Annotated in this window: 16 protein-coding genes and 1 pseudogene; 9 read left to right on the top strand and 8 right to left on the bottom strand. The window is 34.4% G+C overall.

What is annotated here, in order from left to right; translation table 11 throughout:
* Positions 1–1,906 (bottom strand): annotated as a pseudogene (locus ACYSNM_RS10255) (hypothetical protein); the annotation flags it as partial.
* Positions 1,907–2,632: 726 nt separating this feature from the next.
* Between ACYSNM_RS10255 and ACYSNM_RS10250 the strand changes: the two are divergent.
* The gene (locus tag ACYSNM_RS10250; protein ID WP_461756813.1) at positions 2,633–4,873 is read left to right on the top strand and encodes a hypothetical protein; all 2,241 of its coding nucleotides are present in this window, start codon (positions 2,633–2,635) and stop codon (positions 4,871–4,873) included.
* Between the two features lie 197 nt (positions 4,874–5,070).
* The gene (locus ACYSNM_RS10245) at positions 5,071–6,480 is read left to right on the top strand and encodes a hypothetical protein (RefSeq protein ID WP_461756812.1); all 1,410 of its coding nucleotides are present in this window, start codon (positions 5,071–5,073) and stop codon (positions 6,478–6,480) included.
* Positions 6,481–6,651: 171 nt separating this feature from the next.
* Here ACYSNM_RS10245 and prmC read toward each other — a convergent pair whose 3' ends face one another.
* On the bottom strand, positions 6,652–7,497 hold the full coding sequence (prmC, locus tag ACYSNM_RS10240) for a peptide chain release factor N(5)-glutamine methyltransferase (RefSeq protein ID WP_461756811.1): 846 nt from the start codon (positions 7,495–7,497) through the stop codon (positions 6,652–6,654).
* Positions 7,498–7,545: 48 nt separating this feature from the next.
* Between prmC and ribD the strand changes: the two genes are divergently transcribed.
* Together ribD and ACYSNM_RS10230 are read left to right on the top strand one after the other, a co-directional pair.
* On the top strand, positions 7,546–8,613 hold the full coding sequence (gene ribD, locus ACYSNM_RS10235) for a bifunctional diaminohydroxyphosphoribosylaminopyrimidine deaminase/5-amino-6-(5-phosphoribosylamino)uracil reductase RibD (protein WP_461756810.1): 1,068 nt from the start codon (positions 7,546–7,548) through the stop codon (positions 8,611–8,613).
* A 1-nt stretch (position 8,614) separates the two neighbouring features.
* Positions 8,615–9,241 carry an IMPACT family protein gene (locus tag ACYSNM_RS10230; protein ID WP_461756809.1) on the top strand — a complete coding sequence of 209 codons (627 nt, stop codon included), beginning with the start codon at positions 8,615–8,617 and terminating at the stop codon, positions 9,239–9,241.
* Positions 9,242–9,300: 59 nt separating this feature from the next.
* Here the strand turns inward: ACYSNM_RS10230 and ACYSNM_RS10225 are convergent, their stop codons facing one another.
* Together ACYSNM_RS10225 and ACYSNM_RS10220 are read right to left on the bottom strand one after the other, a co-directional pair.
* The gene (locus tag ACYSNM_RS10225; RefSeq protein WP_461756808.1) at positions 9,301–10,038 is read right to left on the bottom strand and encodes a hypothetical protein; all 738 of its coding nucleotides are present in this window, start codon (positions 10,036–10,038) and stop codon (positions 9,301–9,303) included.
* A 72-nt stretch (positions 10,039–10,110) separates the two neighbouring features.
* Positions 10,111–10,515, bottom strand: coding sequence for an acyl-CoA thioesterase (locus ACYSNM_RS10220; RefSeq protein ID WP_461756807.1), 405 nt, complete (start codon positions 10,513–10,515; stop codon positions 10,111–10,113).
* Positions 10,516–10,707: 192 nt separating this feature from the next.
* Here ACYSNM_RS10220 and dnaA point away from each other — a divergent pair, with 192 nt between their 5' ends.
* From dnaA to ACYSNM_RS10205, 3 genes are all read left to right on the top strand, one after another.
* Entirely contained in the window at positions 10,708–12,150 is a 1,443-nt protein-coding gene (dnaA, locus tag ACYSNM_RS10215) for a chromosomal replication initiator protein DnaA (protein ID WP_461756806.1), read from the top strand.
* Positions 12,150–12,611 carry a low molecular weight protein-tyrosine-phosphatase gene (locus ACYSNM_RS10210; RefSeq protein ID WP_461756805.1) on the top strand — a complete coding sequence of 154 codons (462 nt, stop codon included), beginning with the start codon at positions 12,150–12,152 and terminating at the stop codon, positions 12,609–12,611. Before dnaA ends, ACYSNM_RS10210 begins: the two co-directional genes overlap by 1 nt.
* 79 nt (positions 12,612–12,690) lie before the next feature.
* The gene (locus ACYSNM_RS10205; protein WP_461756804.1) at positions 12,691–13,419 is read left to right on the top strand and encodes an SAM-dependent methyltransferase; all 729 of its coding nucleotides are present in this window, start codon (positions 12,691–12,693) and stop codon (positions 13,417–13,419) included.
* Between the two features lie 140 nt (positions 13,420–13,559).
* Here ACYSNM_RS10205 and ACYSNM_RS10200 read toward each other — a convergent pair whose 3' ends face one another.
* On the bottom strand, positions 13,560–13,901 hold the full coding sequence (locus ACYSNM_RS10200; RefSeq protein ID WP_461756803.1) for a DUF6787 family protein: 342 nt from the start codon (positions 13,899–13,901) through the stop codon (positions 13,560–13,562).
* A 123-nt stretch (positions 13,902–14,024) separates the two neighbouring features.
* Complete coding sequence (locus ACYSNM_RS10195; RefSeq protein WP_461756802.1) at positions 14,025–15,050, bottom strand: threonine aldolase family protein; 1,026 nt, start codon at positions 15,048–15,050, stop codon at positions 14,025–14,027.
* A 47-nt stretch (positions 15,051–15,097) separates the two neighbouring features.
* Between ACYSNM_RS10195 and prfB the strand changes: the two genes are divergently transcribed.
* A protein-coding gene (gene prfB, locus ACYSNM_RS10190) for a peptide chain release factor 2 (RefSeq protein ID WP_461756801.1) occupies positions 15,098–16,190 on the top strand; the annotation gives its coding sequence in 2 pieces (ribosomal slippage) (positions 15,098–15,160 and positions 15,162–16,190; 1,092 coding nt in all).
* 449 nt (positions 16,191–16,639) lie between these two features.
* On the opposite strand, the gene ACYSNM_RS10185 is transcribed toward prfB, so the two are convergent.
* Both ACYSNM_RS10185 and ACYSNM_RS10180 read right to left on the bottom strand, forming a co-directional pair.
* On the bottom strand, positions 16,640–17,740 hold the full coding sequence (locus ACYSNM_RS10185; protein ID WP_461756800.1) for an inorganic phosphate transporter: 1,101 nt from the start codon (positions 17,738–17,740) through the stop codon (positions 16,640–16,642).
* Between the two features lie 19 nt (positions 17,741–17,759).
* Entirely contained in the window at positions 17,760–18,404 is a 645-nt protein-coding gene (locus ACYSNM_RS10180; RefSeq protein ID WP_461756799.1) for a DUF47 domain-containing protein, read from the bottom strand.
* A gap of 174 nt (positions 18,405–18,578) precedes the next feature.
* Between ACYSNM_RS10180 and ACYSNM_RS10175 the strand changes: the two genes are divergently transcribed.
* Positions 18,579–20,207, top strand: a complete 1,629-nt coding sequence (locus ACYSNM_RS10175; RefSeq protein WP_461756798.1) for an acyl-CoA carboxylase subunit beta — start codon at positions 18,579–18,581, stop codon at positions 20,205–20,207.
* Positions 20,208–20,221 lie beyond the last annotated feature (14 nt).

The raw sequence follows: 20,221 nt of genomic DNA, 5'->3' as shown, positions 1-20,221 counted from the left end.
TTACATCTAAAGATCCGTGCTCATCCACGCTTAAACCTTCTCCTGGTTTTACAACTCCTGGAGTAGTTTCTGTAGCAATACCTGTTACAGGAGCATCTGTCCACTCAACAACAGCATTTTCACCTGTTCCAGTAGTGGTTAAAATTTGTCCTTCTTTCTCTGATGGCTTAATCTCTAATGAAACGTCTGCAAAAGTTGTATTTTCCTCATCACTAACAACTTTTATACTTGTTGAAGTTACTTTTCCTTTAGCTAATTCATCTTTAACAGCAGGGTAGTTTACATCTAAAGATCCGTGCTCATCCACGCTTAAACCTTCTCCTGGTTTTACAACTCCTGGAGTAGTTTCTGTAGCAATACCTGTTACAGGAGCATCTGTCCACTCAACAACAGCATTTTCACCTGTTCCAGTAGTGGTTAAAATTTGTCCTTCTTTCTCTGATGGCTTAATCTCTAATGAAACGTCTGCAAAAGTTGTATTTTCCTCATCACTAACAACTTTTATACTTGTTGAAGTTACTTTTCCTTGAGCTAATCCTTCTTTTGCATAATCAAGATCTACATTTAAAGATCCATCTACATCAACCTTTAAACCGTCTCCTGGTTTTACAACTCCTGGAGTACTTTCTGTAGCAATATCAGTTGCAGGAATTTCTTTCCAAATTGTAGTTGTACTACCATCAGCATTTTTAGTTGAAGTTAATACTTGACCTTCTTTTCCTGCTGCGATTTCTAATTTAACATCAGAGAATGTTGGAAGGATTGCTCCTTTATCCATGATTACATCAATAGAAGAAGAAGAAATACTACCATTAGCCAATTGGTTTTCCGCAATTGAGAAATCTACATTTAAAGATCCGTCTTTATCTACGTTTAAACCTTCCCCTGGTTTTACAACACCTGGAGTATCTTTAGTAGCATTTGGTACATCTAAAGTATAAGTAACTAAATTCTTTTTTGAAGAATCTTCCGTTACTGTGATGTTTGTACCAGCAATAACTTTTACGTTATTTTGGTTTGCTTTAACTAATGTATCAATATCTAATTCATTTTCTTTATTAGATTCATCGATATAAGTTAATTTATTAGTTGTTTTGTCATAAACAAGTTGAGTTAAACTTTGTTCAACCTTAACTAACTGTTTTAATACGTTATATAAATCAAGATCTGTTTTATTTTCAATAACTTGAATTAAGTCACTAACAACAGTTATATCTTGTGTTTTACCATCTTCATTTGTGTAAGTATATAACCCTGGTCTTTGTTTTACTAAAGTAGTAAGGGTTTCATGGTACTTCACATAATCTCCAATATTTAATGTAGTTGAATTTCCAGCCTCATCAATAAAAGTAAAAGTACCATCTTCTTTATTACCTTCAATTTTAGTAACAGTTTCAAAATTTTTAACTGCACCTGCAATATCTATAACAGTAGATTTACCTAGCTCATCAATATATTTTAATGCACCAGTTGCTGGGTCATACTCAACCACAGTTAAAGTTTCACTAAACAATCCTTGGATGATATTTTTTACTTTATCCCCATCTAAACTTAATATATTCTCGAATTGATTTACTACAATTTGTGGAATATCAGACTCAGATGTCATTCTTTGCCATCTGTCAATATGCCAATAGTAGTATCCTGGTGTTACGCTTAAAGTAGCATCTTTACTAGGAGTATTGTTAGTATTAAATACAAGTAAACTTTCTACGTTACCGTTTGAGATTGTTTTCGCATCTTTAATATCGCTTAAAGCAACATTTGGAATTAACAAACCTCTATTGTTAGCAACAACAGAAAGTTCTGCACTCTTATTAGGTGTAGCTGTACCAATTCCGACTTGTGCTTGAGCAACAAAAGAGGTTCCCATTAGTAAGGCAACAGAGAGTAATCTTTTTTTCATAATTGAGTTTTATATTAATTTTTTTTGTAACTTGTATGGTGTTAGCCTGTTCATCAAATGCATAGCACATTTTCAAACGAAATAGACTACGTTAATTTAGACATGTACAAAGTTTTGTTTTTAGCAATAACAACCTCTTTTAATACACTGAGGATAAACAGCTTTGTTTTAAAACATGATAAATGTCATAAATCGAGTGCAAAATTACTCATACTTTAGGCCATATCAAACTACTGTTAAAGCCCAACACTATGCATTTATGTTAATTTATGCATCTTAAAGTCGGTTTTTAACTTCTAAAAAACCTATTTTAAAACAGTAAATACCACATAATACACTGTAATTAAATACCTTATTTATAAATAACACTACTCCTCTTCTGCTTGACTAAATAAGAGAAACTCTAAATTTGTTAACAATTCATTAAGAGCAAGTATACTTTCTAGATACTCCTTCCAAAGAAAAAATAGCCTACCACAGAGTAATGATGCTAGAACTCCGCCTAAAACAGTTATTCAAGCTTCTACAACAAAAAACGTAACTACATGCATTACAACATAATAAATAACAAAACAAACATTGTAACCACAATTTTATTCCATCCCTATAATTAGGCTTTAACACAGTGCTTTTTAATACGTTTATTTTTCCTAAGGAAACTTTTAGAGCTCTATTAGTTTAAAACAAGTATCTTTGCACCCAAAAAAAACAAAAAAACTCCCAAAAATGAATTATTGGAATAAAAACTCAACAGCTTTCTTCTCACTCAAAGGAAAGCTAACTTTACTATTACTTTTTTGCGTTACATTTTTAACTAGCATATCCGCATTTGCAGATGGTTCTAAAGACCTGAGTCCTGCAGGAGCCAAAGGTGGAAGAGCATTTTTAAGAGTAAGTGAAAGATTAGATCCTAAAACACAAGATAGCTGGCCTTTTCCTAACCTAGGAACACATTATGTTTACGCTAAAGCAGGCGAAACGATTACTCTTGCTTCTTCTTCTTTAAGTTTACCCCATACTACCGCGAGTATCATTGTTCATTATTTAGACAATGAAAACATAGAGCAATCTCAAAAATTTAATAACCCACGCAAAGCAGAACTTTCATCAAATAGTAAAGGTTATATAAATAACAGAGCCCAAGAATTAGCTGGTCCTAATCGCTTAAACGAAAATAGTGCAGGCAAATACACTCCTCACTATTTTCCAGTAGAAAAAGATGGTCTGTATAAAGTTACTTTTATAGCATCCGCAGGAGTAGAAAGACCAGGTTCTGACTACCTTCCGACCACATTCACTCCTGCAGATCAAGACTGGGAAGAAGATTTTAAAGGAAGAGATACATCTATGATTGCTGCTTGGGATATTTCAGTTATTGATGAAAATAATACTGGGTTTATTCCAGGTAGAGTCTACTCTAACTCAATTAACTTGGCAGTAAACGGTGCAGATCAAGTAAAGCAAGCTTTCTACGGAGAATTTAACATCCTTACTAATGACCGTCATATCTATAAAGTAAATAACAATGGAAACAATGGTTGGTATTTTACTTTCTTCTCTAACAATAATGGATTTACAACTTTAGAGAAAAACATTACTAAGGCATCCTATTTAAGTTTAGACAGCTCTACCTTAGCACTTATCGAAAAAAACGTACACAATCCTAACCTACCAGATACAAAACATAACATTACTCATAAAATCTTCTATACTCTTCCAGAAAAATTAGAAAATTGGGACTTACCACAAGAATCAACTGGAGCAGTACCAGGAGGCAAAACATGGTTAAAACAACCTGTTGCGGATACAGAGCTTACAAATGTAAGCATTATAGGCTATGAAGGAACACCAAATCAGATGGGTAATAAAGGAGCAACCATTTCTTTTGAAGCTAACATTACAGGGAGCTATACTATTACTATATCTGATCCAGAAAACCCTAAGTTCGAACCAATTATTCTATCTGATTATGCAGTAAATGGGAAAAATACCTACTTCTGGGATGGAAAAGGTAATAATGGAGAAATAGTTCCTCCAACAGACACCCCATTACAGATAGGGATTCAGCTTTTAGGCGGAGAAGTACACTTCCCATTTTTCGACGTGGAATTAAATATTAACGGTACTATAATATCTCGACTAGATGATGACTTTAAAGTTGCATCAGATACTGTATATTGGGATGATTCAAAAATTAGTGTTGTAGGTATTAATAATAATGACGATGAAGCAGGAGCCCCAAATAATGATGGAACATCAGCTGAACCCAAAGTGAACAGTCATTTAAAAGGCTCTAAAGGTCTAAGAAGTTCAGAAAATGGTCATAAATATGGCCTGAACAATAACAAAGTAAAAGATGGCTATGGAAATGCCCGTTCTCTAGACACTTGGACGTTTATTAAGGCTCCAATGGTAAGGATTGAAGGAGGATTGAAAGTTAAAAAATCTGACTTACAAATTAAACCTGTTGCAGTTCCTGAAAACCTAACAGTAGATCAACCTTTTGACATTGAGGTATCTATTTTCAATGATGGACCAACAAGTGCTGAAGGTGCAGTATTCTCTTTTGAAGTACCAGAGGGTTTCACACCTGGGGATGTTAAAGTAAACGTTTCAGAGGAAGGTTGTGCAAAAGAAACTACTGCTATTGCTTTAAATGAAGATAAAGATAAGTTCACTTCAACTATTGATATTAACTCTGACTGTACTTTAACTTATACTATTACTTTAGTACCAACAAAAACAACTACAAGTAACCTGGCAATTTCTATTTTACGCCCTGCAGATAACTGGGATATTGATGCTACAAGTTTAGAGTCCAAAAAACCAATCGATCCATTAGTAGAATGTGGAAGCGATGGTGAATATGAAGGTTGTAATAACAATACTTCTATTGAATTAAAAGTAGAAGGAATACCTTATTTACCTGTTATTTCTAACAGAAATATCTACCATAAAGTAAATTAATTTTAGATTAAGATATTTTTCCAAAAGCGGAGCTAGTTTTTAAATTAGCTCCGCTTTTTTATGTTTTATACGCCTATTCTTAATTAGATAATTACATCTTTTTGACAAATGCTTTACTCCATAGCCTTTCTTACCTTAGACAAAAGATGTATACTTGCACAAATAAATTCTATTGACCTCTATTAGTTTTTAAAACAATGCTTTACCATAAACTAAACCTACTAGCCTATTTAACCCAAGGCTATACTCCTTTTTTTAGTGATACAACCAAGTCTAACGAAAAAAAGAACTTACTAAGTCTTAGCCCAAACATTTCTATCATAGATAAAATAGCAGCGCAAAAAGAGCTCGAAGCTATATATAAAGAACTAGGAGACACAGATATAAAGCAATGCTTTGAAGCTCTAATAGACAAAGACCAAAGTGTCTATATCACCCAAGAGGTACTTATAGATATTTATCAAAATAACACGTCTGAGGTATTTAATATCCCTTTAGAAGAGTTATTACCTATAGTTAAAGAGGATTCTCTTTCTAAACTACTACAAGAGCAAAGCATACAAACCAATACTCTTTGCCCCCAAACCCTAGAGAATCACTATCCACTATTTTCTCTTTTGGCCTATTTTGAAAAATGGAGTAATACTTTAAAAAACAGCAACCTAAGTGCTATTGACTTACTTAAGGCTTATGGGCTGCTAAAGTATAATTTTGAGTTAGGTCATTTAAGCAAGAAAACTACCTTACAATATTTAGACGTTTTACAAAGTATTATACAACAGCGCTACATTAGCTTAGAGCAGTTTATAAGCGCTTTACTATTAGCTAAGCAGTTTGATAAACACCCTATCAACTACTTGGAATCCGCTATTGTACCATTAGAAGAATCTTTCCTAAATAAGGCGCTAGATTTAACTTTAGATCCTTTAGAGATTATAAATATGGATCCAATATGGGCCGAAGAAGATCTGTTTTCTCTTGCAAATTCAATAGAAGAGCAACTTAAAAAAACATATAATAATACAGATCACTACGCATTAGAAGCTTTCGATACAAGCAAACTCAAAGACCAAGGACTATCGCTTCACTTACTTAAACAAAGCCAGCAATTATACCAGCAGATATTTTTACCTATAGTCAAAAAGTATGGTGTACAGGATTATTTTTCCATGGACTATAGCCAAAGGTCCTACTCCACAGCTATGGATGAAAAGGAGTATCCGGGAGTCTTTTTTAATAAAGTGGCAGATTTTGTAAAAAAACACAAAATAGACCTAAAGTCAAATGAGCTAGTCCTATTCTATCATAAAAACCTTCTGCTAACTGATTCACATATCTATTGGGTAGAAAAATCTTTTTTCACTTCTAAAATAAAAACATTAAAAGGGGAAGAAATAAAAGTACAAACAAAGGTAGATTTTACCTGTAACTATGTGAAAATTGTACTTCAAGGTGTTACATTAAATGAAGTAGAGCTTCAAAAAGAAAGAGTAAACTACACTAAAGATTTAACAGATCTTGAAAAGAGTCAGATTAAGGAGCTTTTTAAAGTAGACTTTAGCGCTATTAAAAAAGTGTTTAAAGACTTTTTTGAATCTTGCAGTTAAGCCATTTTCACTTTCTAGAACCTATTTCATTTTAAATAAAATAGTTGATCCAAAGGCAAACAATTAAAAGTATATAATAATTCATTACTCCTTATTATATAGCAAAAAACAAGAGCACTCTTAATCTTAAGAATGCTCTTGTTTTTCTATATCTATATATAGGAGTAAGCATTAGAGCTTAACTGCCTTTATCATTCTATCGTTTTGTTTTAAATCTTTGCGTAAAATAGGCTGTGTAAAATCTAGCTCATTAAAAAGATCTAAAGTACCTTGTCCTAAATACTGGTTAATTTCAAAGAAGAGCATACCGCCTTTAGGTAAGTTATTATTGGCTAAGTGTGCAATTTTTCTATAAAAAATTAAAGGGTCATTATCCGAAACAAACAAAGCCAAATGAGGTTCGTTATCAAGTACATTAGAATGTATTTCCACTTTTTCCAACTCCCTTACATAAGGAGGGTTAGATACAATAATATCATAAGTATCCTTTAACTGCTCTAAAGCTAAAACATCTTGCTCAATGGTATGTACCTTAACCTCATTAGCCTTGGCGTTATACAGAGCAACCTCTAAAGCATTTGGGCTAACATCCATTAGAGTTACCTTGGCATTAGGCAAATTCTTTGCTAATGTAATTCCTATACAACCACTACCTGTTCCAATATCTAAAATAGATATAGGTTTACTCCTATCCTCTAGTGAATCTAAAATCCATTCCACTAATTCCTCTGTCTCACTTCGAGGTATTAAAGTATCCGGAGTTACTTTAAAAATAAGATCATAGAAATAAGCAGTATTGAAAATATATTGAATGGGCTTAGCTTGTTTTAAGTCCTTTAATACCTGTTGCCACTTTTCTTGTTTTTGCGTAGAAAGTTCTGGATCCAAAACAAGATCTAATCTTTTTTTATTTTCCAGCTCCTCTAGGCACATAAGAAACAGGCTTTGAGCTTCTTGGGCATCATATATAGGAGTAAGCTCCTTTATAAACTGCTCATTAATGGTCTTTATCAACATACTTTTATAGGTCAAAGATTTAAGGGTTTAATTTTAAAAATCGTAAATTTGTTCAAAGATACAGTTTTATCCATTTTGAAAGAACATTCACTATATATTTCTAGAGCTATACAAATCGCCCAATCGGCCGTTTATAAAGCAATGCCCAACCCAGGTGTTGGAGCTGTTATTGTACATAATGGCAAAATTATCGCAGAAGGGGCAACTAGCCCTTATGGTGGTAAACACGCCGAGGTAAATGCCATTGACAAAGTAAAGGACAAAGAACTTCTTAAACAAAGTACTCTTTATGTAACCTTAGAGCCTTGTAGCCACCATGGCAAAACTCCTCCATGTGCGGATTTAATCGTAAAGATGCAAATCCCTAGAGTAGTTATTGGAACCATTGATCCATTTGCAAGTGTACATGGCAAAGGCATACAAAAATTAAAACAAGCAGGTATTGAAGTAACTGTTGGTGTTTTAGAAAAAGAGTGTCAAGACAGTAATATTCGCTTTTTTACTTTTTTAAATAAAAGACGTCCCTATATTATTTTAAAGTGGGCTCAAACCTATAATGGGTACATTGCTCCTTTAGAAAAGGACCATCAAAGTCCTGTTTGGATTAGCAATACCTATAGCAAACAATTAGTACATAAATACAGAAGTCAGGAAGTTGCTTTTTTAGTTGGAACCAATACCGTTTTAGAGGATAACCCTTCTTTAACCACTAGAGATTGGTATGGAGATAATCCAATTAGAATATACATCGATCGCAAAGGAGTCATTGATTCGAGTTTTGCTATAAACGATAACAACAGTAGAACCATTTGCTTTACAGAAAACCAAAACTTAAAAAGTCATGACAGTTTAAGTGTATACCACCTTAACTTCCAAGACAACTTAGCCCAGCAAATTTGCGAGGTATTATATAAAGAGAAGATCATGTCCCTTGTTATTGAGGGAGGAAGTAAAACTCTTCAAAGTTTTATTGACTTAAACCTTTGGGACCAGGCTAGAATTTTCACCTCCCAAAGCTATTTAGAAAATGGGCACATAGCCCCCAAAATAAATAATTTTTCAAATCATCAAAGACGCCATATCTTAGAAGATACCTTAGATATACTAACAAGATAAAATGAGTACACAAATAGATAGTTATAAAACCATAGAAAAACCAACCCCTGAGGTATTATATAAGGAGAAAAACAGCAAATTCTTTGCTTATGCTTTTCCAATACAAGAAGAATCCCAGGTAAAGGATATTATAGAACAGATTAAAAAAGAACACTATAATGCTAGGCATTGGTGTTATGCCTTTCAAACAGGCGCTCAAACGGTGTATTATAGAGTAAATGACGATGGAGAACCTAGCAATACAGCTGGAGCTCCTATTCATGGACAGATTCAATCTTTTGAACTTACTGATGTTCTAGTAGTAGTGGTTCGTTACTTTGGAGGAGTTAAGCTAGGAGTTGGAGGTTTAATAACCGCCTATAGAGCAGCAGCCCAAATGGCCTTAGAAGAAGCTATCATAATAGAAAAGACCATTGATAGTCACTTTAAGGTACGATTTGATTACAAAGACATGAATAATGTTATGCGAGTTATAAAGGAGAAAAACTTAAACATCGTCAACCAGAACATGCACATGAGCTGTGAAATCGAATTAAGCATTCGTCAAAGTGAATACCAGCAAGCCATGGAAAGCTTTGTACCTTATTACGAGGTGAAAGTACTTACTCCAGACATGGAAGAATATTAAAATAAAATGCGTGCCTTATAATAAGGCGCGCATTTTATTTTAATAAAGTATTCTTTTTACTACTCTTGTTGAATAAAATCTAAAAAGCCTTCATAATGACCAGCTAAATAAAGTAAGTAGCCAGGATCATGAGTGATTGGAATTTGAGCGAAATCAGGTTGATTCACCAAATAAACTAAAAACCCTTCTAAAAACTCTTCTGGCATATTTAGCTCTTGAACTAATTCTTCTCTAGGATAAACGTCAACTAAATTATTGATCATCAATTCCATTTTCTCGTAAGCAATAGCCTGTTTATCGGCTTTGCGCTTACCGTTGAACAAATTAATTAAAGCCCCAATGTTAATCCCAACGTTCCCGTTAGGCATAGCAGTGGTTAAAGTATTATTCACTTTGTAATTTAATTCTGCCTGAGATAATTTTTGTTGAGGAGTTAAATCAAAGAAATTTGGACCAAAATCCTTTTTAATAATTACGATCTCCTCTAAGCTTTGTCCTTTTTTTACTAAAACAACATTTACCCTTCCTTGGGTTAAATCTTCTGGACCAACCACATAATGAGATACGGTACTTTTAGCGCTCGAAAATCGCAAAGTGTCCCCCACAGCAGCATTAATCATATAATACCCGGTAACATCACTATTGATCTTTTCTTTGGTTTGTTTATTAAATACCTCTACCAAAGTTGTAGTACCATCAAATAGCCGAATACGGCCATCGATTGAACTTCTTTGTTGTGCTACACTTGTGATAGTAAATAATCCCATTATGGCAATTAGCCAATTGACTTGTTTCATGTTTTTTTTGCTTTAGTTCAAATATAAACTTTTTTTTAAAATATGTTAAAGACTTTAGCAAAGAAAAAAACCTTAAATAATCCCTTCTAATTTTTGCTGAATAAAATCTGGAACACTAATTGGCCTAGAAGTGTTAGCATCGACAAACACCAAAATGGAATTTGCTGTTGTTAATAGATTCCCATCTTGGTTAAATATTTCATAATCGAATTCTATTTTCACGCCACTGCAACTTTTTAGAATTGTACGAATACTTAACACATCATCATAAGTGGCAGGACGCTTATAATTCATCGATAAACTAACCACAGGGAGCATAACTCCATCTTTTTCCATCTGATTATAGGAAATTCCTAGGTTTCTCAGCCACTCAACTCTCCCTATCTCAAAGTATTGGGCGTAATTTCCATGATAAACCACTCCCATTTTGTCGGTTTCTGCATATCGTACTCTAACTTTTGTTTCAAATGTTTTCATTACTACTTAGTTTTACTTGTTTGTTTGTTTTTTTATACTACCTACCATTTTTTTTTGATTTATACAATGGTTTAAAAATTTTTTTATCCCGAAATTTGTTCACATATTTGTCCTCTGAAATCAGATACCCCTTTTCAGGGCGTGTCAAATATCACTCAAAAATAGTAACTGTTTTTTTAATTCTAACCAATAATGCGTGAATATACGAATATGACAGCTGAATCTGTATGGAACAATTGTCTCGAATTCATTAAGGACAACATTCAAGAACAAGCCTTCAAGACTTGGTTCATGCCTATTAGGGCAATTGAATTAGTCAATGATAATGAATTGTGTATTCAAGTACCAAGTAAGTTTTTTTACGAGTGGTTGGAAGAGCACTACGTTAAAATCTTAAAAGTTGCCCTAATTAAAGAATTAGGACAAAATGCGAAGTTATTGTACAAAATCCAAATGGAGAGTAGTCAATCTACTAAGCAACCTTTTACAGAGCAATTACCAAGCACACATAGAAGTCCAGTAAAACCACAAGAGTTAGACGTTCCAATTCAAAACAAGAATCCGGAACTAAAAAACCCTTTTATCATTCCTGGAATTCGCAACGTAAAAATTGAATCCCAACTAAACACAAATTATTCTTTTGATAATTTCTTAGAAGGGGATTCCAATAGACTTGCTCGTTCGGCTGGTTTAGCAGTAGCTAACAAACCTGGAGGTACTTCCTTTAACCCTTTACTTATCTTTGGTGGAGTTGGTTTAGGAAAGACTCACCTTGCACAGGCCATTGGTGTGGAAATCAAAGAAATCTACCCAGAGAAAACAGTATTGTATATCTCAGCAGAAGTTTTCACCCAACAGTATGTTGACTCGGTAAAAAAGAACACAAGACATGACTTTATCTACTTCTATCAATTAATTGATGTTTTAATAGTAGATGACATACAATTCTTATCGGGTAAAAATGGAACACAGGATGTGTTCTTTCACATTTTTAACCACTTGCACCAAAACGGAAAACAAGTTATCCTTACATCGGATAAAGCTCCAGTGGATATGCAAGATATTGAGCAAAGATTATTATCTCGTTTTAAATGGGGATTATCTGCAGAGATTTCTCACCCAGATTTTGAGACGCGTTCTAAGATTATGGAAAGCATCTTATACCGAGATGGTGTACAAATGCCAAAAGAAATTATTGATTACGTGGCTCAAAACGTAACTTCTAATATTCGTGAGCTAGAAGGAGCTATTATTTCTTTAATCGCTCAGTCTTCTTTTATCAAAAGAGAAGTTACTTTAGATCTAGCTAGACAAGTAGTAGAGAAGTTTGTTAAGAACGTAAAAAGAGAAATTTCTATTGACTTTATTCAAAGTGTGGTTTCGGACTACTTTGAAATTGACACAGAAGTACTACGCTCAAAAACAAGAAAAAGAAATATTGCTCAAGCAAGACAATTGGCAATGTTCTTTGCAAAAAAATACACTAAAAATTCTTTAGCTAGTATTGGTTCTCAAATTGGAGGAAGGGATCACGCTACAGTGCTTCACGCTTGTAAGACAATTGACAACTTAATTGAAACAGACAAAGAGTTTAAGAAATACCATGACGATATTAATTTAAAATTTAATATGTAATGAAACAAAGAGTAGTAATGGTATGTTTAGGAAACATTTGCCGATCTCCTTTAGCCCAAGGTATTTTGGAATCTAAAGTAGATAAACAAAAGGTATTTGTAGACTCAGCTGGGGTGGCTTCATGGCACGTTGGCAAGACACCAGACACTCGCTCTATTGCTGTTGCAGCTGCTAACAAAATTGATATTTCCCAACAAAGGGCAAGGCAATTTACAAAAGAGGATTTTGATAATTTTGATAGAATCTATGTTATGGATAAGCAAAATTATAAAGATGTACTTTCTTTAGCGGTTAGCCAAGAGCAAAAAAATAAAGTAGAATTGATTTTAAATGTAATAGATTCAAAAGGCACAGAGGTTCCTGACCCATATTACGGAGGAGCCGATGGATTTGAAAAAGTTTACAACCAATTAGATAAGGCTTGTCAAATAATAGCCTCTAGTTTAAAATCATCAAAATAAAAAAGGAAGAAAATCAGTTTTCTTCCTTTTCTTTTTTATCCCTACCTTTACACCCATTTATTTTACAAAACATTCTTTTATGCAATCACCTAGTAAAGAACCAGCTTTATATTTAATTCCAATTACCTTAGGCCCAACAGAAAATCCTATGGACGTTTTACCACAAACCGTTAAACGCTGTATAGAGATGTTGGATATTTTCATTGTAGAAAATCCTAAAGTAGCTAGAGCATTTATCAAGAGTATTTGCCCGGATAAAAAGCAATCTGAGCTAGTTTTACTGCCTTTAAACAAACATACCGATAAAACGGAGCTTACCACTTATATCGATGCTTTAAAGCAAGGTAAAAGCATCGGACTTATGAGCGATGCCGGTTGTCCTGGTGTAGCAGACCCTGGAGCTGTAATTGTAGATTTAGCTCATAAAAACAACCTTAGGGTACGTCCTTTAGTTGGCCCCTCTTCTATCTTACTTTCTTTAATGGCCTCTGGAATGAACGGGCAGAGTTTTGCTTTTAATGGTTATCTACCTATTGATAAGTCAGACAAAAAAAGCACTTTAAAGTCATTAGAAAAACTTTCTTTTGACAAAGATCAAAGCCAGTTATTTATTGAGACTCCTTACCGCAATAACCAGCTTTTAAGTGATATGTGTCAAATACTACATCCTAGTACTTTACTATGCGTGGCTTGCGATATCACCTTGGAAACGGAGTTTATACAAACTAAAAGTGTACAAGAGTGGAAAAAACAAAACATTGATTTACACAAAAGACCATGTATATTTATCTTACACAAAACAAGATAATACCTACTTAATATAAAAGACAAAGGCTGAAATACAGATGTATTTCAGCCTTTGTCTTTTATGGGAACAATAGAATTAATATAAAATAAGGACATTTAATATCATTTACCTTGTACCACTTTTTTTTAAAATAATAGTGCTTAGTCTTTAACGCGTTGTTTCACTCCTTGAGGAGTAGCTTGCGGCATCAAAAAACCTAGTTTCATTCTTTGAAGCATTTTACGAACGAAATTCACAAAAAATGTTCTTTGTCCAAATGCAGTTCCAATTGAAACTAATAAAACTTTGTATACAGGCATAATCAAAACTACATACAATATCCAGTAAGGTACCGGATGCATAATTCCTCGCTCTATTCCTAAAAAGGATAAAATAGGTCCTGACAGATAAGAAGAGGTTGTTCCAGTGATTGAAAAAACAATTAAAATAATCACTATTTGGTAATTTGAGGTTACGCCCCAACGCTGTTTTAACTTTTCCATTATTTATTTTTAATCTAAACAAAAGTACTACTTTTATTGATATCCAAACATTAAAATAAACTTAAATTATTTCTATCTTGCTATAAATGTGTCAACTAAAAGAATACTTTATTATTAAGTATCCTAAATTACCATATTGCTTATAGTCTCCATAACATATTCATGCATTACCTCACGATAATCCAAATGAGTTACCATTCTAAGCCAACCTTGCCCCATTTCACTAATAGCTATATTCTTTTGCTTTAGCTTATCTAAGAACAACTGGTTATAAGCCGGTTTAATCAGCTTAAAAACCACTATATTAGTCTGTACAGGTAAAACCTCACTAACATAGTCTTTCTTTCTTAAAAGCATCTCTAATTGCTTAGCTCTAAAATGATCCCTTTGCAACCTACTTACATTATTCTTTAATGCAAATAAAGCTGCGTTAGCTAAATAGCCAGTTTGGCGCATTCCACCACCATACAACTTACGCAAACGCGTTGCTTTTTGAATATCTGCTTTACTACCTAATAAAACAGAACCAATTGGAGCTCCTAAGCCTTTGGAGAAACAAACTGAAATAGTATCAAATAAAGCACCAAATTGAGAAGGGTGCTGACTTTTAGCAACTAAGGCGTTCCACAGTCTAGCCCCATCTAAGTGTAGTTTAATATCCTTTGCTTTACAGAACTCTGCTATTTTTGCAATTTCTTCTAGCTCATAACAAGCACCTCCACCTTTGTTAGTTGTGTTTTCTAAACACACCAAAGAAGTTTGTGGAAAATGAATATTTGTTGGGTCAGTATATACTTTTTGTATGTCTTCTAGGCTAATTCTTCCTCTATCTCCATCGATTAATGCACAACTCACCCCACTATGAAAAGCAGCACCGCCGCTTTCAAATAAATAAATATGAGAAGATTTATCACAAATTATTTGGTCTGCTGGTTGGGTATGTAGCTTTACAGCTACTTGATTTGCCATAGTTCCCGAAGGGAAAAATAAGGCAGCTTCCATTCCAAACAGCTCAGCTACAGCCAATTCTAGTTCATTAGTACTACCATCTTGTTTGTACACATCATCTCCCACTCTTGCCTTTAGCATATAGCTCACCATTTCCGGTGTAGGCTTCGTTATTGTATCACTGATTAAATTAATTTCCATAAATTGAATTGGAATAAGTATTTTTGCCTATAAATGTATTAAAAATTATGATAACCACAGAACAACAAAAGGACATTATTGATCGCCTTGGTGCGTTAAGGAGGTATCTTTGACGTCGAAAAGAAACTAATAGAGATTGAAAATGAGCAAGAAAAAACATTTGCTCCAGATTTTTGGGACAACTCTGAACAAGCACAAATTGTAGTAAAAAATTTAAGGGCTAAGAAAAAATGGGTAGAGCAATACCAACAAGCACAACAAAGTGTAGAAGAATTAGAGATTTTAATGGAATTCTTCTCCATGGGTGAGGCTACTGCTCAAGAAGTGGAAACACAGTACCAAGAATGCCTTGGCTTTATTGAAGACCTTGAATTTAAAAACATGTTATCTCAAGAAGGAGATAATATGAGTGCTATTGTTCAAATTACGGCGGGAGCTGGAGGTACAGAGAGTTGTGATTGGGCACAAATGCTAATGCGCATGTACTTAATGTGGGCAGAGAATTTTGGCATTACCCCAAAAGAACTAAACTACCAACCAGGAGAAGTCGCAGGACTAAAAACGGTAACATTAGAGTTTGATGGTGAATTTGCCTTCGGTTATTTAAAAGGAGAAAACGGAGTACACCGATTAGTACGCATCTCCCCTTTTGATAGTAATGGAAAAAGGCACACTTCCTTTGCCTCTGTGTATGTTTATCCACTTGCCGATGAAAGTATCCAAATTGATATTAGCACATCGGATATTTCATGGGAAACCATGCGCTCTAGTGGAGCTGGGGGGCAAAATGTAAATAAAGTGGAAACAGCTGTTAGACTTAGACACCACCCTACCGGAATTGTTATTGAAAACTCTGAAACTCGTTCTCAATTGGACAATAAACTCAAAGCAATGCAACTTTTAAAGAGTCAGTTATACGAAATTGAACTAAAGAAAAAGCAAGCAATGCGAGATGAAATTGAAGCCAATAAGAAGAAAATTGAATGGGGATCTCAAATTAGAAACTATGTTATGCATCCTTACAAACTAGTAAAGGATGTGAGAACTTCTTATGAAACAACCGATGTTGATTCGGTTATGGATGGGGAGATTGACGAGTTCTTAAAGGCCTATTTGATGATGATGGGACAAAAAGAATAAAAAAAGGTGTTTTCAGCAATATGTTGAAAACACCTTTTTTTATCCAATTTTCTCTATGCAGCTATACCGAAAAAACAAAGGCTGATAAGAATTCCTACCAGCCCCTTTTTTAAAGATCCCCATCTTTAAAAAAACCTTGTTTGCCAACAAAGGTTATCTATATATAAGGCATGCACCCCTTTTCAAGGATGAAAGCCACCTATACACTACAACAAATATAAAGCTTTTAGTTAAAGAAAAAACATCCCAAGTCACTTCTTTTACTCTACGTGAAATTATTTTGGGTATCCATATCACTTTTTTATTTATCAACGCCTTTTAAGTAAGGTTTATCTTTACTAGTAAAAAAAAACACCAAAGAGCAAAAGTATTTTGCTCTTTGGTGTTTTTACTATTGTGCTTATTTTGTAGAGTTATCCCCTACAAAAACTAATGTATTGTATTATATATTAGTGGGTAATTAAGCGAATTAGATAAAATACTATCATGGCTAATACAGCCGAAACAGGGATAGTAAGTATCCAAGCCCAAAGTAAGTTAATAGTTACTCCCCATCGAACCGCAGAGACTCTTTTGGTGATACCTACTCCAATAATAGACCCAGTAATGGTATGGGTGGTAGATACTGGAATTCCGAAGTGCTCTGTAATATACAAGGCAAATGCTCCAGCAGTTTCTGCTGCTACTCCCTCTAAAGGAGTTACTTTAGTAATCTTAGACCCCATTGTCTTTACAATTTTCCATCCTCCAGATAATGTACCCAGACCAATGAATAAGAAGGAAGCTAATGGCACCCACCACCAATGTTCTACGAAAACCTGGAAGGTATCTACTCCACTTTGCAAATAAGCTGGGTCTTGATCCACGTGAATATGGAAAAAGATTACAGCAGCTCCAATAATCCCCATTACCTTTTGAGCGTCATTTCCCCCATGTCCTAAAGAGAACAAAGCAGAAGAAACAAGTTGTAAACGCTTAAACCAAGTTTCACATTTATGTGGGTTCTTCTTTCTACAGATCCACAAAATGGCTATGGTTATAAAATAAGCTAAAACCATCCCTAGTAAAGGGGCACCAAAAATAAATAAGAAAATTGGAATCACCTTAGAATAAACAATTACATCCTCTCCTCCAGGGGATAAGCCACCAGCATAAGCTAATGCAGCTCCAATAAATCCACCGATTAAAGTATGTGAAGAAGAAGAAGGTATTCCCAATCTCCAAGTGATTAAGTTCCAAATAATAGCAGCTACTAGCCCAGCAAAAATAACCTCCAAAGTAATGAAGTTTTCGCTAACACTCTTTGCTATGGTATTACCAATTTTAAACTCCCCTATGATGTATAAAGAAATAAAATAGGCGGCAAAGTTAAAGGCAGCAGCCCAAAGAACAGCCTGAAAAGGTGTTAAAACACGAGTGGTAACAATTGTTGCGATGGAATTGGCCGCATCGTGAAATCCGTTAATATAGTCAAACCCTAAGGCTAAAATGATAATAATGATTAGCATTATTCCACTTTGACTAGTTAACAATTCTGTAAAAAACTCCATAAAAAACGCTTCCTGAAAATTAAGAATATTTTACTGTGATTGTTTCCAATACATTGGCAACATCTTTACAACTATCAGTGGCACTCTCTAAAGAAGCCATTACCTCCTTGTATTTTATAATCTCAATGGCATCACACTCATTTTCGAAAATATCTAAAACCGCTTTATCGAAAACCTTATCTGCTTTACGTTCTAAGCGTACAATATTCTTACATACCTCACTTAAAAGCTGTAAATTTTTCAAGTTCTTTAACTCTAATAAACCTCTACTCACTTCACTACAAGCGTCTAAGTTAGCTTCGGTTAGTTTTCTAAGGGCTTTAGTAATTTTATCAATTTGATAAAGACGCATTCTAGAAGCAGCATCGGCTAAGTTATCCGCTACTTGATCTACAGCTGTCATTAAGTTATAGATATCCTCTCTGTCAAAAGGAGTAATAAAGTTCTTAACTAACTCTACCCTTGTTTTTTGGGTTAACTCTTCTATCTCATGTTGAAGATTCTCAACTTGCTTGAGCATCTTTTCTCTTTCTTTACTTGGAGCATTTACAGCCTCATGTAATGTTTTTGAAAGCAACACCAACTTTGTTGAAGCTTGCTCAAACAAAGGATAAAACACTTTATCCTTTGGTACTAAAAATTGAAAAATGTTATTTAGTGACATCTATAATAAATGTTATGTGAAACGTGGGCAAAAGTAATAACAATTATTTACCTAATGTTAGCTTAATGTAAAATATTCATTAGAATTTATTGTTAGTAGGTATACTTTAACTACTACTTTATTTTGTACATTAGCGAAAACGTTATTAAAGATACATAAATATTCGCGTAAAATATGGATTTAAATTTCAATAAAAACGAAGACCATAATAAGTTACTTCTTTCCGGATTAAAGTCAAAGTTAGCCAAAGTTAAACTTGGTGGAGGGCAGAAAAGATTAGAAAAATTACATCAGCAAGGTAAATTAAGTGCTAGAGAACGAATTGACTACCTTTTAGATAAAGATGCTCCTAGTATTGAAATTGGCGCTTTAGCTGCTTTGGATATGTATAGTGAACACGGTGGATGTCCTAGCGCCGGAGTGGTAGTAAAAATAGGCTACATCAGCAATAAACAGTGTATTGTTGTGGCCAATGATGCAACGGTTAAAGCAGGAGCTTGGTTCCCAATGACTGGAAAAAAGAACCTAAGAGCCCAAGAAATTGCCATGGAAAACAATTTGCCAATTATTTATTTGGTAGATAGTGCTGGAGTTTACTTGCCTTTACAAGATGAAATATTTCCAGACAAAGAACATTTTGGCCGAATATTTAGAAACAATGCCATTATGAGTAGTATGGGTATTACTCAAATTGCTGCAGTAATGGGAAGTTGTGTAGCTGGAGGAGCATATTTGCCAATTATGAGTGATGAGGCTTTAATTGTAGATAAAACAGGAAGTATATTCCTAGCTGGAAGCTATTTGGTTAAAGCTGCCATTGGCGAAAGCATTGACAATGAAACACTAGGTGGAGCAACTACGCATTGTAGTATCTCTGGGGTAACGGACTATAAAGCAAAAGACGATAAAGACGCCCTAGACACTATAAAAAACATGATAGGTAAAATTGGTGACTTCACAAAAGCTGGATTCAACAGAGTAAAACCAATTAAACCAGCTTTAGATCCACAGGATATTTATGGAATATTACCAAAATCTCGACAAGAGCAATATGATATGTACCAGATCATTGAGCGCTTAGTGGATAACTCTGAAATACAAGAGTACAAAAAAGACTACGGCCAAAGCATCATTACAGCTTATGCTCGTATAGATGGTTGGGCAGTAGGAATTGTTGCAAATCAGAGAAAAGTAGTTAAAAATGCCAAAGGAGAAATGCAGTTCGGTGGAGTAATTTACAGTGACTCGGCAGACAAAGCAACTCGTTTTATTGCAAATTGTAACCAAAAGAAAATCCCTTTAGTATTTATACAAGATGTAACAGGCTTTATGGTTGGTAGTAAAAGCGAGCATGGAGGAATTATAAAAGATGGAGCTAAAATGGTGAATGCTGTTTCCAATTCTGTAGTGCCTAAGTTCACTGTTGTTGTAGGAAATTCCTATGGAGCAGGAAATTACGCTATGTGTGGAAAGGCCTACGATCCACGTTTAATCTTCGCTTGGCCAAGTGCTGAATTAGCCGTAATGGGAGGTTCTCAAGCTGCTAAAGTACTAACTCAAATCGAAGCTTCTTCCTTAAAGGCAAAAGGAGAGGAATTAACCAAGGAGCAAGAAGAAAAACTACACGATAAAATAAAGGCTAGATATGACGATCAGGTCTCTCCTTACTACGCAGCTGCACGTTTATGGACAGATGCTATTATTGACCCATTAGACACGCGTAAATGGATCTCAATGGGGATTGAAGCGGCAGATCATTCGCCTATTGAAAAGAAATTTAATTTAGGAATTTTACAAGTATAATCTTGTTGACTTTC

This window comes from Myroides sp. LJL116, assembly GCF_054871685.1.
Note: the sequence above shows the minus strand (reverse complement) of the source record. Positions and strands in the feature narration are given on the sequence as shown.